Source organism: Nocardia testacea NBRC 100365 (assembly GCF_000308775.1).
GTDB classification, from domain to species: domain Bacteria; phylum Actinomycetota; class Actinomycetes; order Mycobacteriales; family Mycobacteriaceae; genus Nocardia; species Nocardia testacea.
Window position 1 is genome coordinate 136,485 of the sequence record NZ_BAGJ01000103.1, and the last position, 19,331, is coordinate 155,815.

General features: G+C 68.8%; 19 protein-coding genes and 1 pseudogene. 10 read left to right on the forward strand and 10 right to left on the reverse strand.

What is annotated here, in order from left to right; all coding sequences use genetic code 11:
- Positions 1–7: 7 nt before the first annotated feature.
- The 5 genes from fabG1 to ON38_RS15215 form a co-directional block, all read right to left on the reverse strand.
- Positions 8–724: a 3-oxoacyl-ACP reductase FabG1 gene (gene fabG1 / locus ON38_RS15195; RefSeq protein ID WP_039825413.1), complete on the reverse strand. Its 717-nt coding sequence runs from the start codon at positions 722–724 to the stop codon at positions 8–10.
- Between the two features lie 225 nt (positions 725–949).
- Positions 950–1,951: a VWA domain-containing protein gene (locus tag ON38_RS15200; RefSeq protein ID WP_039825414.1), complete on the reverse strand. Its 1,002-nt coding sequence runs from the start codon at positions 1,949–1,951 to the stop codon at positions 950–952.
- Positions 1,948–2,901: a DUF58 domain-containing protein gene (locus tag ON38_RS15205; RefSeq protein WP_039825469.1), complete on the reverse strand. Its 954-nt coding sequence runs from the start codon at positions 2,899–2,901 to the stop codon at positions 1,948–1,950. Before ON38_RS15205 ends, ON38_RS15200 begins: the two co-directional genes overlap by 4 nt.
- Before the next feature lie 32 nt (positions 2,902–2,933).
- A complete protein-coding gene (gene moxR1, locus ON38_RS15210; RefSeq protein ID WP_039825415.1) occupies positions 2,934–4,094 on the reverse strand; it encodes a chaperone MoxR1 in 1,161 nt (386 codons plus the stop codon).
- A 343-nt stretch (positions 4,095–4,437) separates the two neighbouring features.
- Complete coding sequence (locus ON38_RS15215) at positions 4,438–5,037, reverse strand: Rv1476 family membrane protein (RefSeq protein WP_174372417.1); 600 nt, start codon at positions 5,035–5,037, stop codon at positions 4,438–4,440.
- Positions 5,038–5,385: 348 nt separating this feature from the next.
- On the opposite strand from ON38_RS15215, the gene acnA reads away from it, so the two are divergent.
- Entirely contained in the window at positions 5,386–8,190 is a 2,805-nt protein-coding gene (gene acnA, locus ON38_RS15220; protein ID WP_039825416.1) for an aconitate hydratase AcnA, read from the forward strand.
- 236 nt (positions 8,191–8,426) lie between these two features.
- Positions 8,427–8,993, forward strand: a complete 567-nt coding sequence (locus ON38_RS15225; RefSeq protein WP_030520508.1) for a TetR/AcrR family transcriptional regulator — start codon at positions 8,427–8,429, stop codon at positions 8,991–8,993.
- A gap of 30 nt (positions 8,994–9,023) precedes the next feature.
- Here ON38_RS15225 and ON38_RS15230 read toward each other — a convergent pair whose 3' ends face one another.
- Complete coding sequence (locus ON38_RS15230) at positions 9,024–9,530, reverse strand: MarR family winged helix-turn-helix transcriptional regulator (RefSeq protein ID WP_039825417.1); 507 nt, start codon at positions 9,528–9,530, stop codon at positions 9,024–9,026.
- A 146-nt stretch (positions 9,531–9,676) separates the two neighbouring features.
- Here ON38_RS15230 and ON38_RS15235 point away from each other — a divergent pair, with 146 nt between their 5' ends.
- The 4 genes from ON38_RS15235 (at position 9,677) to ON38_RS15250 (ending at position 12,173) form a co-directional block, all read left to right on the forward strand.
- Entirely contained in the window at positions 9,677–10,099 is a 423-nt protein-coding gene (locus ON38_RS15235) for a cupin domain-containing protein (RefSeq protein ID WP_051164820.1), read from the forward strand.
- 51 nt (positions 10,100–10,150) lie between these two features.
- Positions 10,151–10,555 (forward strand): acyl-CoA thioesterase, encoded by a 405-nt coding sequence (locus ON38_RS15240; RefSeq protein ID WP_245564052.1) that lies wholly within the window; start codon positions 10,151–10,153, stop codon positions 10,553–10,555.
- Positions 10,556–10,757: 202 nt separating this feature from the next.
- Positions 10,758–11,198 carry a hypothetical protein gene (locus ON38_RS15245; protein WP_039825420.1) on the forward strand — a complete coding sequence of 147 codons (441 nt, stop codon included), beginning with the start codon at positions 10,758–10,760 and terminating at the stop codon, positions 11,196–11,198.
- A gap of 12 nt (positions 11,199–11,210) precedes the next feature.
- On the forward strand, positions 11,211–12,173 hold the full coding sequence (locus ON38_RS15250) for an MvdC/MvdD family ATP grasp protein (RefSeq protein ID WP_039825421.1): 963 nt from the start codon (positions 11,211–11,213) through the stop codon (positions 12,171–12,173).
- Positions 12,174–12,256: 83 nt separating this feature from the next.
- Here ON38_RS15250 and ON38_RS15255 read toward each other — a convergent pair whose 3' ends face one another.
- Positions 12,257–12,490 (reverse strand): helix-turn-helix domain-containing protein, encoded by a 234-nt coding sequence (locus tag ON38_RS15255; protein ID WP_030520514.1) that lies wholly within the window; start codon positions 12,488–12,490, stop codon positions 12,257–12,259.
- Positions 12,491–12,572: 82 nt separating this feature from the next.
- Entirely contained in the window at positions 12,573–14,204 is a 1,632-nt protein-coding gene (locus tag ON38_RS15260) for an ABC-F family ATP-binding cassette domain-containing protein (protein WP_039825422.1), read from the reverse strand.
- Positions 14,205–14,395: 191 nt separating this feature from the next.
- Here ON38_RS15260 and ON38_RS15265 point away from each other — a divergent pair, with 191 nt between their 5' ends.
- Complete coding sequence (locus ON38_RS15265; RefSeq protein WP_039825423.1) at positions 14,396–15,160, forward strand: SDR family oxidoreductase; 765 nt, start codon at positions 14,396–14,398, stop codon at positions 15,158–15,160.
- A gap of 69 nt (positions 15,161–15,229) precedes the next feature.
- Here the strand turns inward: ON38_RS15265 and ON38_RS15270 are convergent, their stop codons facing one another.
- Together ON38_RS15270 and ON38_RS15275 are read right to left on the reverse strand one after the other, a co-directional pair.
- Positions 15,230–15,643 (reverse strand): PaaI family thioesterase, encoded by a 414-nt coding sequence (locus ON38_RS15270; protein ID WP_039825471.1) that lies wholly within the window; start codon positions 15,641–15,643, stop codon positions 15,230–15,232.
- A 219-nt stretch (positions 15,644–15,862) separates the two neighbouring features.
- A complete protein-coding gene (locus tag ON38_RS15275) occupies positions 15,863–16,570 on the reverse strand; it encodes a hypothetical protein (protein WP_039825424.1) in 708 nt (235 codons plus the stop codon).
- Positions 16,571–16,836: 266 nt separating this feature from the next.
- Between ON38_RS15275 and ON38_RS15280 the strand changes: the two genes are divergently transcribed.
- From ON38_RS15280 to ON38_RS15290, 3 genes and pseudogenes are all read left to right on the forward strand, one after another.
- Positions 16,837–17,211, forward strand: coding sequence for a BlaI/MecI/CopY family transcriptional regulator (locus ON38_RS15280; RefSeq protein WP_083872702.1), 375 nt, complete (start codon positions 16,837–16,839; stop codon positions 17,209–17,211).
- Positions 17,212–17,266: 55 nt separating this feature from the next.
- Positions 17,267–18,205 (forward strand): M56 family metallopeptidase, encoded by a 939-nt coding sequence (locus tag ON38_RS15285; RefSeq protein WP_039825425.1) that lies wholly within the window; start codon positions 17,267–17,269, stop codon positions 18,203–18,205.
- A gap of 94 nt (positions 18,206–18,299) precedes the next feature.
- A pseudogene (locus ON38_RS15290) lies at positions 18,300–19,331 on the forward strand (DEAD/DEAH box helicase); the annotation flags it as partial.

A 19,331-nucleotide genomic window follows, 5' to 3' on the forward strand; every position in this document is an offset into this window, starting at 1 on the left:
AGAGGCGTCAGTGCCCCATGCCCATACCGCCGTCCACCGGGATCACCGCACCCGAGACGTAGGCGGAGTCCTCGGAGGCGAGGAAGCTGACCACCGCCGCCACGTCCTCGGGCGCACCGAGCCGCTGGAGCGGAATGAACTTCTTCGCCATATCCCGCATGTCCTCGGGGAGATCCTTGGTCATATCGGTCTCGATGAACCCGGGCGCGACGACATTGGCGGTGATCGAACGGGAGCCCAGCTCACGGGTGATGGAACGCGCCAGGCCGACGACACCGGCCTTCGAGGCCGCGTAGTTGATCTGCCCGGCCTGACCGGAGAACCCGACCACCGAGCCGAGGAAGATCATCCGGCCCCATCGCGCGCGCAGCATCGCGCGGTTGGCCCGCTTGGCACACCGGAAGGCGCCGGCCAGGTTGGCGTCCACCACCTTGGTGAACTGCTCCTCGCTCATCCGCATGAGCAGCGTGTCATCGGTGATCCCGGCATTGGCGACCAGCACCTCCACCGGACCCTGCGCGGCCTCCACCTCGGCGAACGCCCGGTCCACCGAATCGCTGTCGGTGACATCGCATTTCACCCCGAGCAGGCCCTCGGGGGCGCCCGAACCGCGATGGGTGACGGCCACCTTGTGACCGTCGGCGTGCAGACGCTGCGCCACCGCGAGCCCGATTCCGCGGTTACCGCCGGTCACCAGGACCGAGCGTGCTGTGAAGTTCGACATGGGGACAAACCTACCTGGCTGCCTCGGTGGTGCTCTCATGGGACGTCCACCGATATTTCGCCCGCGAACTTGTGCAGGTCGTACAAGGCGGACACAGCGCTGCGGGCCGGGTTTCACCCGGCCCGCAGCGCGATATCGACTCATCCCCGGCGGGGTCGGCGACGTTTCGCCGGCCGTGCGGATCCTCGCGAGAACCGCACGGCGCCAATGCTTCTCACGAGGCCGTCAGGGCAGCCGCTGGCGCAGCACCAGCGCCACCACCACCCCGGCCAGCGTGGTCAGCAGTCCGAGCAGCCACCACGGACGGCTGGCGTCGCCCCGGGTGACCTCGTAGCCGATCTGCTCCTCGAGGGTGTCGTAGACGCTCGACAGTTCCTGCAGGCTGGAGGCGGTATAGAACTCACCGCCGGACAGGCGCGCGATCTCCTGCATCGCCTCGTCGTCCACCGGCACATCGACCTGGTCCGTGCCGCCGTCCTCACGCGGGATCTCGACCACACCCCATTTGGTGCCGAACGAGATCGTGGAGACCGGGATCTTCTTGGTCTCGGCCAGTCGCGCGGCGACGAACTCGTGCCGCGGATTGTCCACGTCCTCGAAATCGGGCACGGTCTGCTTACCGTCGGACATCAGGACGATACGGGCCGGCGGCGGCGTTTCGGAGCCGCCGAGCACCGAGGCGAGGGTCTCGATGGACTGCAATGCGGTGAAGATCCCTTCACCGGTGGCAGTCCGCTCGGCGAGCTTGATGTTGTCGATGGCGGCTTTCACCGAACCCCGGTCCGTGGTCGGCGACACGAGCACCGACGCGGTGCCGGCGTAGGTCACCAGCCCCAGGTTGATGCCCGGAGTGAGGCCGTCGGCGAAGTTCTTGGCCGCCTCCTGCGCCACCTGCAGCCGGTTCGGCGAGACGTCGGTGGCCTCCATGGACAGCGAAACGTCCATGACCAGCACCACGGTCGCCCGGTTGCGGGGAACCTTCTTCTCGGCGGTCGGTCCGGCCGCGCCGATCGTGGCGAACACCATGCCGACGATCACGAGCACGATCGGCAGGTGGCGCCAGAAACCGGGCCGGTTGGGAGCGACTTTCTCGAGTTGCTCCATATTGCTGAACCGCAGCATATGGCGATGCTTGCTGCGCTGCACCAGCAGATAGCCGAGCGCGAGCAGGAGAATGACAGCAAGAAATCCGAGCCAGATCGGTGCGGCGAAATTCGAAATACTCACTGGCGTGGCACCCGCGGGGTCGAGGCGCCGAGGCTGTGGCGCCGGGTGGAGACGAACCGGACCACATCGGCGATCCAGTCCCGGTCGGTCTGCAGGGTGAGCACCGGGGCACCGCAACTGCGCAGGGTCTGTTCGACCTCGTCCCGGTGCCGCTGGGCGGCCGCCGCGTAATCGGCGCGCAGTTGCGGGGTCACGGTGAACTCGCGGGTCCGGCCGGTCTCCGGATCGTGCAGCACCACGTCGCCGATATCCGGTAGCTCGGTATCGCGCCGATCGAGGACCTCGACCGCCAGCAGATCATGGCGTGCGGAGATGGCCCGCAGCGACCGCTGCCAGTCGATATCCCCGAGGAAATCGCTGATCACGACGGCCAGGCCGCGTTTGCGTTGCGGTCGGCGCAAGGATTCGATGGCGCCACGCAGGTCACCGCGCACTCCGTCGCGCGGATGGGGTGTGGTGGCGATACTGCGCAGCAACGATTGCGCGTGGACCCGGCCGCTGCGGGCGGGGATCCGTTGCATCTGCTCACCGGTCGCGACCACGGCGCCGATCCGGTTTCCGCCGCCCATCGTCAGATGGGTCACCGCGGCCGCGGCGGCCACCGCCAGATCGCGTTTCTGGCAGGCGCCGGTGCCGAAGTCCAGGCTGGCGGACAGATCCACCACCATCCAGGTCTCCAGTTCCCGGTCCGCGATCATCTGCCGGACATGCGGATGGGTGGTCCGCGCGGTCACCGACCAGTCCATCTGCCGGACATCGTCACCGGGCTGATAGGCCCGCGCCTCCCCCGGCTCCGACCCGGGGCCGGGGATGAGACCGAGGTGATCACCGTGCAGCACGCCGTCCAGGCGGCGGCGCACGGTGAGTTCCAGGGTTTTCAGGGCGGCCGTCAGATGTGGATCGGTCAGCTCGCCCGAACGGAACGACGGCGGGGCATGGGGGTCGGGCACGGTGTCTCGGGCGCGGGGATCCGGCGGCCGGGTCACTGGGGCTGGTTCGTGCCGGCGGTCTGCGGCACCTGCGGCGCCGGAGACTGCTGCGGCGGCGCGGGCGGCCGGTTGCCGTTCTCGGCGACGGGCGGGGCGCCGCCCGGAGCCACGGCCTGCGGGGCGACCTGCGGGAGCCCGACGGTCTGCAACACCCGCTGGATCACGTCCTCCGGGCTGATCTCGTCGGCGAGCGCGTCATAGGACAGCACCAGCCGGTGCCGCAGCACGTCCGGTACGACCTCGATGACGTCCTGCGGGACCACGTAGTCGCGGCCGCGGATGAGCGCTACCGCGCGGGCGGCGGCGATGATGCCGAGGCTGGCGCGCGGCGAGGCGCCGTAGGCCACCCAGTTCGCTACATCGTGCATGCCGAATTCGGCCGGGGCGCGAGTCGCGGCGATGACCCGGACGACGTAGTCGACCAGCGCGTGGTGCACGAAGGTGTTCGCAGCCAGCTTCTGGAGACGGATGAGTTCGGTCGGCTCGAGGATGCGGTTCGGTTCCGGCGGGGTCACACCCATCCGGTAGATGATCTCGCGCTCCTCCTCGACGGAGGGGTAGTCGACGACGACCTTGAACAGGAAGCGGTCGCGCTGCGCTTCCGGCAGCGGGTACACGCCCTCACTCTCGATCGGGTTCTGGGTGGCCATCACCAGGAACGGATCGGGCATGGGGTAGGTCTTGCCACCGATCGACACGTGACGTTCGGCCATCACCTCGAGCAGCGCCGACTGCACCTTGGCCGGGGCCCGGTTGATCTCGTCGGCGAGGACGAAGTTCGCGACCACGGGGCCGAGTTCGGTATCGAACTCCTCGCGGCCCTGCCGGTAGATGCGGGTACCCACGAGGTCGGTCGGGACCAGGTCGGGGGTGAACTGGACGCGGGAGAACGAACCGCCGACCACTTTGGCGAAGGTCTCGACCGCGAGCGTCTTGGCGATACCGGGGACGCCCTCGAGCAGAACGTGTCCCTTGGCGAGTACGCCGACGAGCAACCGCTCGACCAGCCGGTCCTGCCCGACGATCACCCGCTTGACCTCGTAGATCGCCTTCTCGAGGGTCTGGACGTCACGCTCGAGGGTGCTCGAAGCAGGCGTCGGCGGTCGTTTCGCCAAATCTGCCCCGCTGACACCGTCCGTCGAAGTCACCAACATCCCCGCTTTCGCCTTGGTCCTGTGCGTGCTGTCACAACTATTCCAGGTGATGGCCGCGGATGCCGCAACCGGCTCCACTGTCGGGAAATTCGCCGTCTTTCGCCGACGATTTCCCCGGTGCTGCCGACAGGGCTTCCGGTGCTACGGCGGGCATCCTCACCCACTCCCGTTCGACCATACGTACCGATACGGCATGGTGCCCGCCGGAGCGGCCGCCGAAACCTGTCCGCCTCGGCGCGGCGCGCCCGCGACCGCTCGCCGCGCACGGGCCGGATGCTGCCCGGCGGATGCGATACGGAGCGTGGCGACGGGGCCCGCGGCGAGCGAGGCCGGCCGGCAGCGGCTACCGTGCGGCCGGTTCGAGCTCCGGATCTTCGGCGATCTCGGCGCGTCGGCTGTCCGGCGCGACCGGCGCGGGCGGCGGGCCGTCCGCCCGGCGGGCCTTGATCCAGTACAGACCGCCCACCGCCAGCACCAGCCCGGCCAGGAGCACGATCGTGATCTCGGTCCAGCTCACCGCCGGCGTCTGCTCCAGGCGCTGAACCAGGGTCTGGGCGGCCTGTTCGGACTTTCCGCCGGTGAACTTGGCCTTGTCCTCGGCCCACTCCAACCGGACCCGGCTGATGGAATCGCTGGTGGTGCCGATCCAGTCGTCGCTGAAGACGGCGACGGTGCCGTGCTGGAATCCGGCCACCTCGGTGGCCAGATCACGCAGTTCGGAATCGTGCCCCGGATTGCCGTCGAGGACCACGATGCTCAGATCGATGCCGTGTGCCCGCGCATCGGCCACGATGGCGGCCAATTCGCTCTGATCGTCGCCCTCGGGTGTGGCCACCCCGTTGTCGGCGAGATCGGTCCGAACCTCTTCGAGGGTCTTCGAATCGAACCCGTCCGGCAGTTTGGTGGCCTTGAAGGAGAAGGCCGAGGTGTGGGTGACGGTCATCTTCCATCCGGTCTGGTCGAGCCGCATCGTCCGACGACGCGACGGGGAATCCGCTACTGGCACGAACTGCCGGGGTACCCGTCGGTACCGCCCGGCTAACTCGGACCAGCTCGAGAGCAGATTACGCGACGCGTGAGCGGTTACCCGACACCCGGCACGCCCGACGCGGGGCGTGCCGCCCGACCACCCCGACACACCGCCCCGCGATTTTCATAGGACAAGCGTACTGTTAGGGTTGGGAACCGCGGGGAACCGGCGCCTTCCCGGGCCGGCACCTCATGCCAGAGACGTACCGCCGCCGGCACAGCCCCGCCGACGGCGTCCGCACACCCGACAAGTGGAGCTGACGTGACGAAAAGTATCGATACTTTCGGCGCCAAGGGCAACCTCGAGGTCGGAAGCAACTCCTACGAGATCTTCCGGCTCTCGGCCGTACCCGGCACCGAGAAACTCCCGTACGCATTGAAAGTTCTCGCCGAGAACCTGCTGCGCACCGAGGACGGCGCGAACATCACCGCCGACCACATCCGCGCGCTGGCGGACTGGGACCCCAACGCCCAGCCCAGTATCGAGATCCAGTTCACCCCGGCCCGCGTGGTGATGCAGGACTTCACCGGCGTGCCCTGCGTGGTCGACCTCGCCACCATGCGCGAAGCCGTGGCGGCCCTCGGCGGCGACCCCGAAAAGGTCAACCCGCTCTCCCCCGCCGAGATGGTCATCGACCACTCGGTCATCCTCGATGTCTTCGGCCGCGCCGACGCCTTCGAGCGCAATGTCGAGCTGGAATACGAGCGCAACGGTGAGCGCTACCAGTTCCTGCGCTGGGGCCAGGGCGCATTCGATGATTTCAAGGTCGTCCCCCCGGGCACCGGCATCGTGCACCAGGTCAATATCGAGTACCTGGCCCGCACCGTCATGGTCCGCAACGGCCAGGCCTATCCGGACACCTGCGTCGGCACCGACTCGCACACCACCATGGTCAACGGCCTGGGCGTGCTGGGCTGGGGCGTCGGCGGTATCGAGGCCGAGGCCGCCATGCTGGGCCAGCCGGTCTCCATGCTGATCCCGCGCGTGGTCGGCTTCAAGCTCACCGGTGAGATCCAGCCGGGCGTCACCGCCACCGACGTGGTGCTGACGGTGACCGATATGCTGCGCAAGCACGGCGTGGTCGGCAAGTTCGTCGAGTTCTACGGCCAGGGCGTGGCCGAGGTCCCGCTGGCCAACCGCGCCACCCTGGGCAATATGAGCCCCGAGTTCGGGTCCACCGCGGCGATCTTCCCGATCGACGAGGAGACCATCAACTACCTGCGCCTGACCGGCCGCACCGAGGAGCAGCTGGCGCTCGTCGAGGCCTACGCCAAGGAACAGGGCATGTGGCACGACCCCGCGTCGGAGCCCGCCTACTCCGAGTACCTGGAGCTCGATCTGAGCACCGTGGTGCCCTCCATCGCCGGCCCGAAGCGCCCGCAGGACCGCATCGTGCTCAGCGAGTCCAAGATCGCCTTCCGCAAGGACATCCACAACTACGTGGAGGACCAGCACCCGACGCCGCATTCGCAGCTGGACGAGGCGGTGGAGGAGACCTTCCCGGCCTCCGATCCGGCCACCCTGTCCTTCGCCGACGACGGCGCGGTGGATGTGCAGTCCGCGGCGAACAACGCCGACGGCCGTCCGTCCAAGCCGATCAAGGTCGTCTCCGAGGAGCGCGGCGAGTTCATCCTCGACCACGGCGCGGTCGCGGTCGCGGGTATCACCTCCTGCACCAACACCTCGAACCCCTCGGTCATGATCGGGGCGGCCCTGCTGGCCCGTAACGCCGTCGAGAAGGGCCTGTCCAGCAAGCCGTGGGTCAAGACCAACATGGCTCCCGGTTCCCAGGTCGTCACCGACTACTACGAGAAGGCCGGCCTGTGGCCGTACCTGGAGAAGCTCGGCTTCTACCTGGGCGGTTACGGTTGCACGACCTGCATCGGCAACACCGGCCCGCTGCCGGAGGAGATCTCCAAAGCGGTCAACGACAACGACCTCACCGTGACCGCGGTGCTGTCGGGTAACCGCAACTTCGAGGGCCGGATCTCCCCCGATGTGAAGATGAACTACCTGGCCTCGCCGCCGCTGGTCATCGCCTACGCGCTCGCGGGCACCATGGACTTCGATTTCGAGCACGACCCGCTGGGCACGGACCAGCAGGGCAATCCCGTGTTCCTGAAGGACATCTGGCCCTCCGCCCAGGAGATCGACGACACCATCAAGTCGGCGATCAACCAGGAGATGTTCACCAAGTCCTACGCCGATGTCTTCAAGGGCGACGAGCGGTGGCGCGGCCTGCCCACCCCGGAGGGCAACACCTTCGAGTGGAAGGACGACTCCACCTACGTCCGCAAGGCGCCGTACTTCGACGGCATGGGCCTGGAGCCGGAACCCGTATCCGATATCAAGGGCGCGCGGGTACTGGCCCTGCTGGGCGATTCGGTGACCACCGACCACATCTCCCCCGCCGGCGCGATCAAGCCGGGCACCCCGGCCGCCGATTACCTCGACTCGCACGGCGTGGCCCGCAAGGACTACAACTCCCTGGGCTCGCGGCGCGGTAACCACGAGGTGATGATCCGCGGCACCTTCGCGAATATCCGGTTGCGCAACCAGCTCCTCGACGATGTCTCGGGCGGTTACACCCGCGACTTCACCCAGGAGGGCGCGCCGCAGGCGTTCATCTACGACGCCTCGCAGAACTACCAGAAGGCCGGTATCCCGCTGGTCGTGCTGGGCGGTAAGGAGTACGGTTCCGGCTCCTCCCGCGACTGGGCCGCCAAGGGCACCCGCCTGCTGGGTGTGCGCGCCGTGATCGTCGAATCGTTCGAGCGCATCCACCGCTCGAACCTGATCGGCATGGGCGTGATCCCGCTGCAGTTCCCGGAGGGCGAATCGGCGAAATCGCTGGGGCTCACGGGCACCGAGGTCTTCGATATCGCGGGTATCGAGGAACTGAACTCGGGCACCACGCCGTCCACCGTCCACGTCACCGCGACCAAGGACGACGGCTCGAAGGTCGAGTTCGACGCGGTGGTCCGGATCGACACCCCCGGTGAAGCCGATTACTACCGCAACGGCGGCATCCTGCAGTATGTCCTGCGGAACATGATCCGCGGCTGATCACGGGCCGGAGCGCGCCGCTTCCCGCGGCGCGTCTTCGCGCCCCTGATATCTCGTCGTCCGCGAACCCGGGACAAGCGCCCGCGGGACTCGGGCCCGCGGGCGACGAGACGGGTGCCGGAGGACTCGCACCCCCGCGAGGCCGTCGGAAGATCACTTGTTCGTTCGCTCGTAATCTGAGGGCCCCGCGCGGTGGTTCGGCCGCGCGGGGTTCGTATATCCGTTGAAGGAGCACGATGCCCAAGGTCAGCGACGATCATCTGGCTGCCCGGCGTTCACAGATACTCGACGGGGCGCGCCGCTGTTTCGCCGAGTTCGGGTACGACGGCGCCACCGTCCGGCGACTGGAAGACGCCATCGGCCTGTCCCGCGGCGCGATATTCCACCACTTCCGCGACAAGGACGCGCTTTTCTTCGCGCTCGCCCAGGAGGATGCCGAGCGGATGGCCGAGGTGGCGGCCAATCAGGGTCTGGTGCAGGTGATGCGGGATATGCTCGCCGACCCCCAGGAGTACAACTGGCTGGGCACCCGGCTCGAGATCGCCCGGCGGCTGCGCACCGACCCGGAGTTCCGCGCCGGCTGGACCCAGCGTTCGGCCGAACTCACGGCGGCCACGCTGGCCCGCCTCGAGCGCCGTAAAGCGGCCGGGGCGCTGCGCGATGATGTGCCCACCGATGTACTGCTGGGCTATCTCGATCTGGTACTCGACGGTCTCATCGCCCGGATCGCCTCCGGTCACACCAACGAAAACCTCACCGCCGTATTGGATCTGGTGGAGGCGTCGGTGCGCCGCCGCCCGTGAACGCCCCGCGCCCCGCCACCGCGGGCGCGGTCAGTTCCCGGATTCCAGTGCGGTGAGCAATTTTGCCGCGATCCGGTCCAGGTCCCGGCGTTCGGCCGCGGTCAGCGCCGCGAGCATCCGCGTCTCGTTGGCCGTGTGCTCGGTGACCACGATATCGACCAGCTCCCGGCCCGCCTCGGTCAATGCCACCCGTACGGCCCGCCGGTCGCCGGCGTCCGCGATGCGCCGGACGTAGCCGGCCGATTCCAGGCGGTCCAGCCGCCCCGTCATCCCCGCGCGCGAGAGCATGAGGGTGTCCGCGAGCGCGGAAGGGTTGAGCTCGAACGGGTCGCCCGCCCGCCGCAATGCGGCCAGCACATCGAATTCCCCGCGCCGCAGTCCGTGGCCCAGGAACACCGCCTCGATCTCGCGTTCGGCGACGACCGCCAGGCGGCCGAGCCGGCCGAAGACCACCATGGCCGCCAGATCCAGGTCGGGCCGTTCCCGCCGCCACTGCGCTTCGATGGCGGTGATCGCATCTGATTCTGTTTCGGACATGGACAAGATTCTATTCGTTGGCATATAGTTCGGTGCCGAATTATTCGGCACCGAATCGCTGAGGAGCGCCCGTGAACACCACCCCGCATCCCCTTGCCGTCCGGCAGCCCGCCGACGCCGAGACGCTACACACCGAATCGGTCACCATGCGCCTGCTCATCGATGCCGAACAGGCCCACGGCGCGGTGAGCACCCTGGAGGTCACCATGGAGCGCGGCGCCGACGGCGCGGCACCGCATTTCCACACACTGTCCGACGAGCTCTTCTACGTCGCCGACGGCGAACTGCAACTGATGGCCGGAGACCGGATCCTCACCGTCGGGGCGGGCGGCTCGGCCGTGGTGCCCAAGACGACCGTCCACGCCTTCGGCGCCACGCCCGACAGCGGCGCCCGCGTCCTGATCGCCCTGATGCCCGGTGTCCAGCGTTTCGGTTACTTCCGGCTCCTCGAACGCATCGCGCGCGGCGAGGCCACCCTGGACGAACTGGCCGCCTCTCAGGACGAATACGACAACCACTTCGTGGACGCGCCCCGATGGTGGCAGGAACGCAACGCGCAGCGGCGCTGAACCGGGAACAACCGCGCATCCCGGCGGGTTCGCACCGCTATGACCTTCTCCGTGCCCGTCACCGTTCGTGGTTACGAACTCGATGTCCAAGGCCATGTCAATCAGGCGGTCTACCTGCAGTACGCCGAACACGCCCGGTGGGAGTGCCTGCTCGCCGCGGGACTGCAGGCGGACAAGCTGGTGGCCGCCCGGGTGGGACCGGTGGCTCTGGAAAGCACCATCAAATACCGGCGTGAACTGCGCGGCGGCGACGATTTCCGGGTCACCTGCGTGTTCGAGTGGGGCAGTGGGAAGACCTATCGCATCAGGCAGGACATGATCCGCGCCGACGGCACGCTCTCGGCCGAGGTGTCGGTGGTCGGCGGCCTGCTGGATCTGGACGCGCGCCGATTGGTCGCCGATCCGCCCGGCCGGTTCCGTGAACTCGCCACGCATCCGGACATGCTCGGACTCTGACCGGCGGGGCCGTTCCCGGGGCGAATCCTCAGCGAACATCCGGCGTACGGAAAACCTCCGCGGCAGAACGATCTGTGGGAGCAAGAGCAGGTATCCGAACAGGGGTAATCCGGCCATATCGGCTTCCGGACCCGCCGCGCGGCGTTATGATCCGGACGCGCTCGGGTCGTGGCACACCGCCGGCAAGATCGGAGAACCCCAGATGACCGATGCCCTCCACCTCCTCGAGACCTCCGGACGCGGTGCGGTCGCCACCCTCACCGGTGTCCTGGTCGGTGAATCCGATTGTGAGATCCGAGTTCGGGTGGCAGACGGGACGTGGACCTTCCGTCGCGGTGATGTTCTGGCGATCCGCTGCGCCGACGAGCACCCGACCGGCCGCCGTGTACACGTGGACATCCGGCCCGGGGTCACGGCCGATTTCACCCGCCGGCTGCGTATCGAGGTGGCGGAGCGGCCGATGACCCTGGCGGCGCCGCCGTCGGAGGCCTTCGGCGACCGGCAGCTGCGCCGGCTCACCGAATCCTGGGCCCGGCGGCTCGACCTCGCCGGCGACCCCGAGTTCCCCGCGACGTTCACCTGCGCCCAGACCAGGTCGCGCAACACCAGCGACGACGGCGTCCACAGCGACAGCTTCGACTGATCGGCGGGCGCCATGAGCACCCCGGGGGCCCGCGGGGTCCTCATCGTCTCCGAAGCCGACGATCTGCACGCCGCGGCCATGGTGGCGACACTGCGCGAACAGCACGCGATGACGCCACTGCGGTTGGACCTCCGCGATTTCCCGCGCGAGCCCGGGAGTTTCCGGCTCGGGGCGGCCGGGGTCGAGCGATCGCTGGCGGATCTGACCGGTCTGGACGAGGTCGGGTCGGTCTGGTGGCGGCGTCCGCATCCGGCCTCGGTACCGGCCGGGGTCCGCGCCGACGACGACGCCTACCGCCAGGCCGAATGCGACGCGTTCGTGCAGGGACTGCTGTGGTCGCTGGGCGCCCAGTGGATCAACGATCCCGGTAACGACCGGATCGCTCATCGCAAGATCGTGCAACTCGATACCGCGCGCCGGGCCGGTTGCGCGGTCCCGGACACCCTGGTCACCAATGATCCGGACGAGGCGCGTGAGTTCATCGAAACGTCCGGCAGCCGTGTCGTTTTCAAACGCACCGGCACCTCCCGCGCCGAATTCTCCGAAACCCGGCTGGTCGGGACCGGCGATCTGGACCGGCTGGGCAGTATCCGCTGGGCGCCCACCACCTTCCAGCGCTATATCGATCCGGAATGCGATCTGCGGGTGGTGTGGGTGGACGGGCAGGAGTGGGCGGTGCGCATCGATTCCCGGGCCGGAGCCGGACGGGTCGACTCCAGGCTGGACAGCTCGGTCGATTTCGCGCCCACCCTGTTACCGGCCGCGGTCAGCAAATCACTGGCGACGCTGATGGGCACACTGGGGCTGAGTTTCGGCGTCCTGGATCTGCGGGTCGGCCTCGATGGTGAGTACTACTTCCTCGAGGTCAACCCGCAGGGCCAGTTCGCCTATCTCGAGATCAAGACCGGGCTGCCGATCTTCACCAGTCTCGCCAATCTCCTGGTGTACGGAGACGGCGCCGTGTCCGGCTGGTGAGTGCCGCCCGCCGCACGATCCACATGCGGCCACTCGCCGCCGGGCACCCGGTCCCGGCGGCGGAGCCTGCGGATACGGTGCGGCTAGCGGGATTTACGGCGGTTGGCGCCGCCGCGGCTGCGGAGCTGCACATGCGACTCCGTCAGCACATTGTGGATGAACCCGTAGGAGCGCCCGGTCGCACGTGCCAGCGACCGGATACTCGCCCCCGCCTCGTATTGCTTCTTCAACTGGGTCTGTAGGCGATCCCGTGACTTACCCGTGACCCGGGTGCCCTTGCCCAATGTGCTCTTGCTCTGTACCGGCCTGTCGCCCATGGCTTCCTCCGAGTCGCCGAGCAGCGTCACTCTCAGGCTAAGCACTCGGCGACCATCCGGCAATGAGTTCTTGTGATGAAACTCACGCGAGCTGAATCAATTCCAGATACTCGGCCGACCAGTGGTCCTCGGTGCCGTCCGGCAGCAAGATCACCCGCTCCGGGTTCAGGGCCTCGGCGGCGCCCGGATCGTGGGTCACCAGCACCACCGCGCCCGCATAGGTGCGCAGCGCGTCGAGGACCTGTTCGCGCGAGACGGGGTCCAGGTTGTTGGTGGGTTCGTCGAGCAGCAGCACATTGGCCGCCGAGGAGACCAGGCCGGCCAGCGCGAGCCGGGTCTTCTCACCGCCCGACAGGGTCCCGGCCGGCTGCTCCAGCTGCGGCCCGGTGAACATGAAGGCACCGAGCAGGCCGCGTAGCTCCTGTTCGCCCGCGTCCGGCGCCGCGTGCCGGATGTTCTCCCAGACCGTGGCCGAATCGTCGAGGGTGTCGTGTTCCTGCGCGAAGTAGCCCACCTTGAGGCCGTGACCGGGCACGAGTCCCCCGGCGGTGGGTTCCTCGGCGCCGGCCAGCAGGCGCAGCAGCGTGGTCTTGCCGGCGCCGTTGAGGCCCAGCACCACCACCCGGCTGCCGCGGTCGATGGCCAGGTCCACACCGGTGAAGATCTCCAGCGAGCCGTAGACCTTGGTGAGGTTCTCCGCCATCAGCGGCGTCTTCCCACAGGCTGCCGGTTCGGGGAACTTGATCCGAGCGACCTTGTCGGCCACGCGGACCTCGTCCAGCTCCGCCATCAGCCGGTCGGCGCGTTTGGCCATGTTCTGCGCGGCAACGGCTTTGGTGGCCTTGGCGCCGAGCTTGGCGGCCTGGGCCCGCAGCGCCGACGCCTTCTTCTCGGCATTGGCCCGCTCACGGCGGCGGCGCTGTTCGTCGGTCGCGCGCGCGTCGAGGTACTTCTGCCAGCCCATGTTGTACACATCAACCTCGCCGCGCACCGCGTCCAGGAACCACACCTTGTTGACCACATCGGCGAGCAGATCGACATCGTGGCTGATCACGATCAGGCCACCGTCGTGGTTCTGCAGGAAACCGCGCAACCAGGTGATGGAATCGGCGTCGAGGTGGTTGGTGGGCTCGTCGAGCAGCAGGGTGGTATCGGAACGACCGCCGCTGCCGTCGGAGGCGGCGAACAGGATGCGCGCCAGTTCGATTCGCCGCCGCTGTCCGCCGGAGAGGGTACGCAGCGCCTGGTCCAGCACCCGATCCGGCAGGCCGAGGCTGTTGCAGATCCGGGCGGCCTCGCTCTCGGCCACATAGCCGCCGAGCGCGGAGAAACGATCCTCCAACCGGCCGTATTTGCGGACGGCGCGTTCGCGTTCGGTTTCGTCGGCCAGTTCGGCCATCAGCGCCTGCTGCTTCTCCATATCGCGGATCAGCGTGTCCAGGCCGCGGGCCGAGAGCACCCGGTCGCGGGCCAGCACATCGAGATTGCCCTCGCGGGGATCCTGCGGGAGGTAGCCGATATCGCTGGATCGCGTGATCGTCCCGGCGTACGGCTCGCCTTCTCCGGCGAGGATGCGCAATGTCGTGGTCTTCCCGGCGCCGTTACGCCCGACCAGGCCGATCCGGTCGCCGGCCTGCACCCGCAGCGCCGGTCCGGGCGCGGACAGCAGGGTACGGACGCCGGCCCGGACCTCGAGGTCGGTCGCGGTGATCACAGATATCTCCTAGGAAACAGGGTTGGGGGCGGTGGCCCGGCGCGCCCGACAGTGGGCCCATCCACCGATCATCGGATGTCTCCGGACACGGAACCACCGATTTTACCCGGAGCGTGACACTGCCTCGCCCCCGCGGCCGGAGTGATCCGCGCCTGCCGGGGTGACCGGTGCGCACGGTAACGTGCCCGGATATGAGCACCGATCTGTTGGGCAAGAGCGCGCTGGTCTCCGGAGCCAGCCGCGGCATCGGCTACGCGGTGGCCGCCGAACTGCTGAGCCGGGGCGCGAATGTGCTGATCACCGCACGCAAGGCCGAGCCACTGGAGAAGGCGGCCGCCGAACTGCGGGCACTGGGACACCAGGGCGAGGTCGTCGCCCTGGCCGGTAACTCCGGCGACGACGAGGCCCGTGCCGCCGCGGTGCAGCGCGCGGTCACCGAGTTCGGATCGCTGGACATCCTGATCAACAACACCGGGATCAACCCGGTGTACGGCGCGCTGATGGAGGCCGACCTCGACGCGGTGCGCAAAATCTTCGACGTGAACGTCGTGGCCGCCCTCGGCTATGTCCAGCAGGCGTACAAGGCCTGGATGGGTGAGCACGGCGGCGCCGTGGTGAACGTGGCCAGTGTGGCCGGTATCCGCTCCACCGGGGTCATCGCGGCCTACGGCGCCTCCAAGGCCGCGCTGATCCGGCTCACCGACGAACTGGCCTGGCAGCTCGGCCCGAAGATCCGCGTCAACGCGGTGGCGCCCGGCGTGGTGAAGACCAGTTTCGCCGACGCGCTGTACTCGGCGGACGAGGAAGCCGCCGCACGCGCGTACCCGATGAAGCGGCTCGGTTCACCGGAGGACGTGGCGCGGCTGATCGCGTTCCTGGCCTCCGATCAGGCGGCGTGGATCACGGGCGAGACGGTACGGGTCGACGGCGGGCTGCTGTCGACCGGCGGTCTCTGAGTAATCGATCGAGGAGGGCCGGGGCGGTGCGCGCACTGCCCCGGCCCTCGGTGTTCCACCGGCCGGGGCTCAGGAGCGATGCGGCAGATTCTGCAACCGGACCTGACCGCGCGCGACCAGCCGCCCATCCTCGTCGCTGATCACCACCTGCCACAGCTGCTGCATACCGCCGCGATGCAGCGGGGTGGCCTCGGCGGTCAGTTTCCCCTCGCGCACCGCACGCAGGAAGTCGGTGTTGTTGTTGACCCCGACCACCACGCCGCGCTCGCCGTACCAGGCGGCGCCGCCGGTGCTGGCCAGTGTTTCGACCACGGTGCACAGCACCCCGCCGTTCTGGATCCCGGCCGGCTGGTGCAGCCGCGGCGTGACCGTCCATTCACCGCGGACCCGGTCGGGCCCCAGCTCGGTCACGCGCAGACCCATCAGATCCGCGAAGGTCCCCTTGCTGATCTCGTTGAGTTGTTCGGCGCTGAGATCGGCCATCGACATCGGGGGGCGGGTCTGCTGTTCGGTCATGGGCTCCACGATCGCATGTGGGCCCGCGAGGGGGCGCACGGGCCGGTGGCGGGGGGCGGAAAGAGAGCGGCGGACCCCATCTCGGAGACGGGGTCCGCCGCAGGCATTGGATCGGGGGTCACCGCAGCCCTCGGGACTCTCGCGCGATCCGTACGCCGCCTTTGACTATAGGGCAGGCTTACCTAACTAGGCAACACGTTGGGCGCGCCGGATCGCCATTCCGCGCTCCTCGAGCGCCATCAGCAGACCCTGCCCCCGGCGCGCGCCCGCCACCGGATCGGTGCGGGCCAGGTCCGGGACGTAAGTGGTGGCCCCGGAAACGGATTCGGCCACCAGCGCCCAGAAACGGCGGGGACTCAGCCCGGCACACCGCGCCAGCGCCCCCTGGATCAGCAATAGCGAGGGTTCGCAGCGGTAGGCGAGCCACACCCACATCGCCCGCTCGCACGGCAGGGAGACCACGCCGGGCGAACCCTGCAGCGGGTCGCCGGCCACCACCCGGATGGTGGTGTCGGCCAGGCCTGCCCAGTCGATACCGCCGTCGTTGTCGGTGTGGATCCACACGTTCTCCAGACCGGGATCCCAGGCCCGGCCGTCGGCGACCCACAATGCGGCGACCCGGCCGAGCACGGCGTGGATGAGCGCGGTGGCCACCACCTCCGAGGCCGCGGTCGCACTGATCATCTCCGCGGCGTGCCGCCGGTACATCAGGTCGATCCGACCCTCCCGCAGGCCCGTGGACAGCGCCCACCAGCGCCGTTTGCCCTGTTCGGACATGGCCGCGGCGGCATACACCCGGGGATGCTCCGGCTGCAGGGACCGTAACCGGGCACACGCCGACCCGAATGCCGCCTCGTACGGGCGGGGGATGCGCACAGTGGCGAGTTCGGACATCGAACCTCCTCGAGATCGGCGTCGCAGCAACGACTTGATCGAAAGATAGGTTAGCCTTACCAGACCTAGCAAGTATTTCCCTTGCGCAGGAAGTAACGGATTCGTGACGCCCCGAGTCCTCCGGCGCGCACCGGAGACGCGCGACGGTCCGCTCCCCCGTCACCACACGCGCGGGATTTCCGGTGCTCGACGGCCTATGACAATTCCCACGCGGTTACGACACCCTGTAGTACTCCACAGTGTCGTTGGCGTCGTAAAATCGAGAGATGGCTGGACTTGGTGAACTCGAGAAAGCGGTTATGGACCAACTGTGGTCGGCCGACGAACCACAAACGGTCCGGCAGGTGCACGAGGCCCTGTCGGCGCGCCGCGAACTCGCGTACACCACGGTGATGACCGTGCTGCAGCGTCTCGCGAAGAAGAATCTGGTGGTACAGCGGCGCGACGACCGTGCCCACCGGTACGCTCCGGTACACACCCGCGACGAGCTGGTGGCCGGTCTCATGATGGACGCGCTACAGCAGGCGGACGAGGCCGGCAGCCGGGCCGCGGCCCTGGTGCACTTCGTGGAGCAGGTCGGCAAGGACGAGGCCGCGGCCCTGCGGGACGCACTCGCTAAGCTCGAAGCAACCGAGGACTGACAGCCGCGCCGCGACCACCTCGGACCCTGGCCCCACAACGCAGTGAGCAGAGTCGATGAACGCAGCAGCACCGGCCTTCGCCGTACTTGCCTTGCTTCTCGCCGGTCCCGTTCCGGAATCGCTCAGCCGGGCGACCTGGACCTATCGCGTACCGCGCGCCGCCCTTGTGCTCTGGCAGGCGATCGCGCTGGCCGCGGTGCTCAGCGCGTTCAGTTCCGGGCTCGCCATCGCCGCCGAACTGCTGGTCCCGGGGCCGGACGGGCGGCCCACCACCAAACCCACCGATGAGATCGACGCGCTGGGTCTGCCGCTGTGGCTGGCCTATGTGTCGGTGTTCATGCTCACGCTGCTGATCGGCGCCCGGCTCGTCTACGCCTCGATCCGCGTGGGGGTACACACCCGGCGCCGCCGCGCCCACCACCGCATGCTGGTCGACCTGCTCGACCAGAGCGGCCCGTTCCGGCGCGCCGCCGATATCCGGGTCTTATCGTCCACCGAACCGATCGCTTACTGCCTGCCGGGGCTGCGGCGGCGGGTCGTGGTCAGCGCGGGCACCCTCGACACGCTCGCCGAGCAGGAGCTCACCGCCATCCTGAGCCATGAGCGCTCGCATCTGCGGGCCCGCCACGATCTCGTCCTCGAGGCGTTCACCGCGGCGCATGAGGCCTTCCCGCGGTTCGTGCGCAGCAAATCCGCGCTGGATTCGGTGAAACTGCTCATCGAATTGCTCGCCGACGATTCCGCGGTCAAGGTCACCGGCCCGAAACCGCTGGCCCGGGCCCTGGTGGCCTGTTCGAAATCCACGGCGCCGCAGGGCGCGCTCGCGGTGGGCGGACCGAGCACGCTGATCCGTATCCAGCGCCTGGCCGGTCCGCTCGGTGATCTGCGGATCGCCGGTGCCGCCTACCTCGCCTCGATCGCCATCCTGGTGGTGCCGACCCTGGCCGTCGCGATTCCCTGGCTGGTCGAGCTGAGCCGGTTGTTCCGTGCCTGATCCTTCGGCGAAAACCGCGAGCTCGGCCGGGTCGCACGCGGGCGCCGCACGCACTCCCCCGCCCTTCGCCGCACTGGGATTACCCGTTCTCACGGTGCAGGCGCTGCGCCGGGAAGGGTTGACCGATCCCATGCTCATCCAGGCGGCGGCCATCCCCGACGCGCTGGCCGGGCGCGATGTGCTCGGCCGGGCGCCCACCGGCTCCGGGAAGACGCTGGCGTTCGGGCTGCCCATCCTCGCGCGTCTGGCGGGGGCGCCGGCCATCGCGCGCGCTCCGCGCGGCCTCGTCCTGGCGCCGACCCGGGAACTGGCCCTGCAGATCGAGCAAGCGCTCGAGCCGTTCGCCCTGGGGCTGCGGCTCGGCACCGCGGTGGGCGGGATGCCCGTGGCCCGGCAGGCCGAGAAGCTCCGGCGCGGGGTGGACCTGCTGATCGCCACTCCGGGCCGCCTGGCCGATCTGGTCGACCAGGGCGCGGCCGTACTCGACGCGGTCCGGGTCACCGCGATCGACGAGGCCGACCATATGGCCGATTTCGGTTTCCTGCCGCAGATACGGCGACTGCTCGACCTGGTACCCGGAGACGGACAGCGGCTGCTGTTCTCCGCGACCCTGGACGACGAATCCGTCCAGGATCTGGTGCGCCGGTACCTGCGAGATCCCGTCACCCACACCGCGGCGCCGGAACCGGAGACCACCCCCGCGACCCATCACATCCTCCACGTCGAGCCCGCGGACAAACCGGCCGTCCTCGCCGAGATCGCCGCCCGCGACGGCCGCACCCTGCTGTTCACCCGGACCCAGTTCGGGGCAGAGAAGCTCACCCGCCGGTTGCGTGAGCAGGGCATCCGGGTGGCGGCCCTGCACGGTGGCAAGGCGCAGAACCGCCGGATCCGGACGCTGGCGGCCTTCGCCGACGGCGGTATCTCCGTGCTGGTCGCCACCGATATCGCCGCGCGCGGAATCCATGTGGACGCGGTCTCCCTGGTGGTGCACGCCGACCCGCCCGCGGATGCGAAGGACTATGTCCACCGGGCCGGCCGCACCGCCCGGCGGGGGCGAGCGGCACGGTGATCACCGTGGTCACCCCGGACCAGCGCGCCGAGGTGACAGCGCTGACGCGGGCGG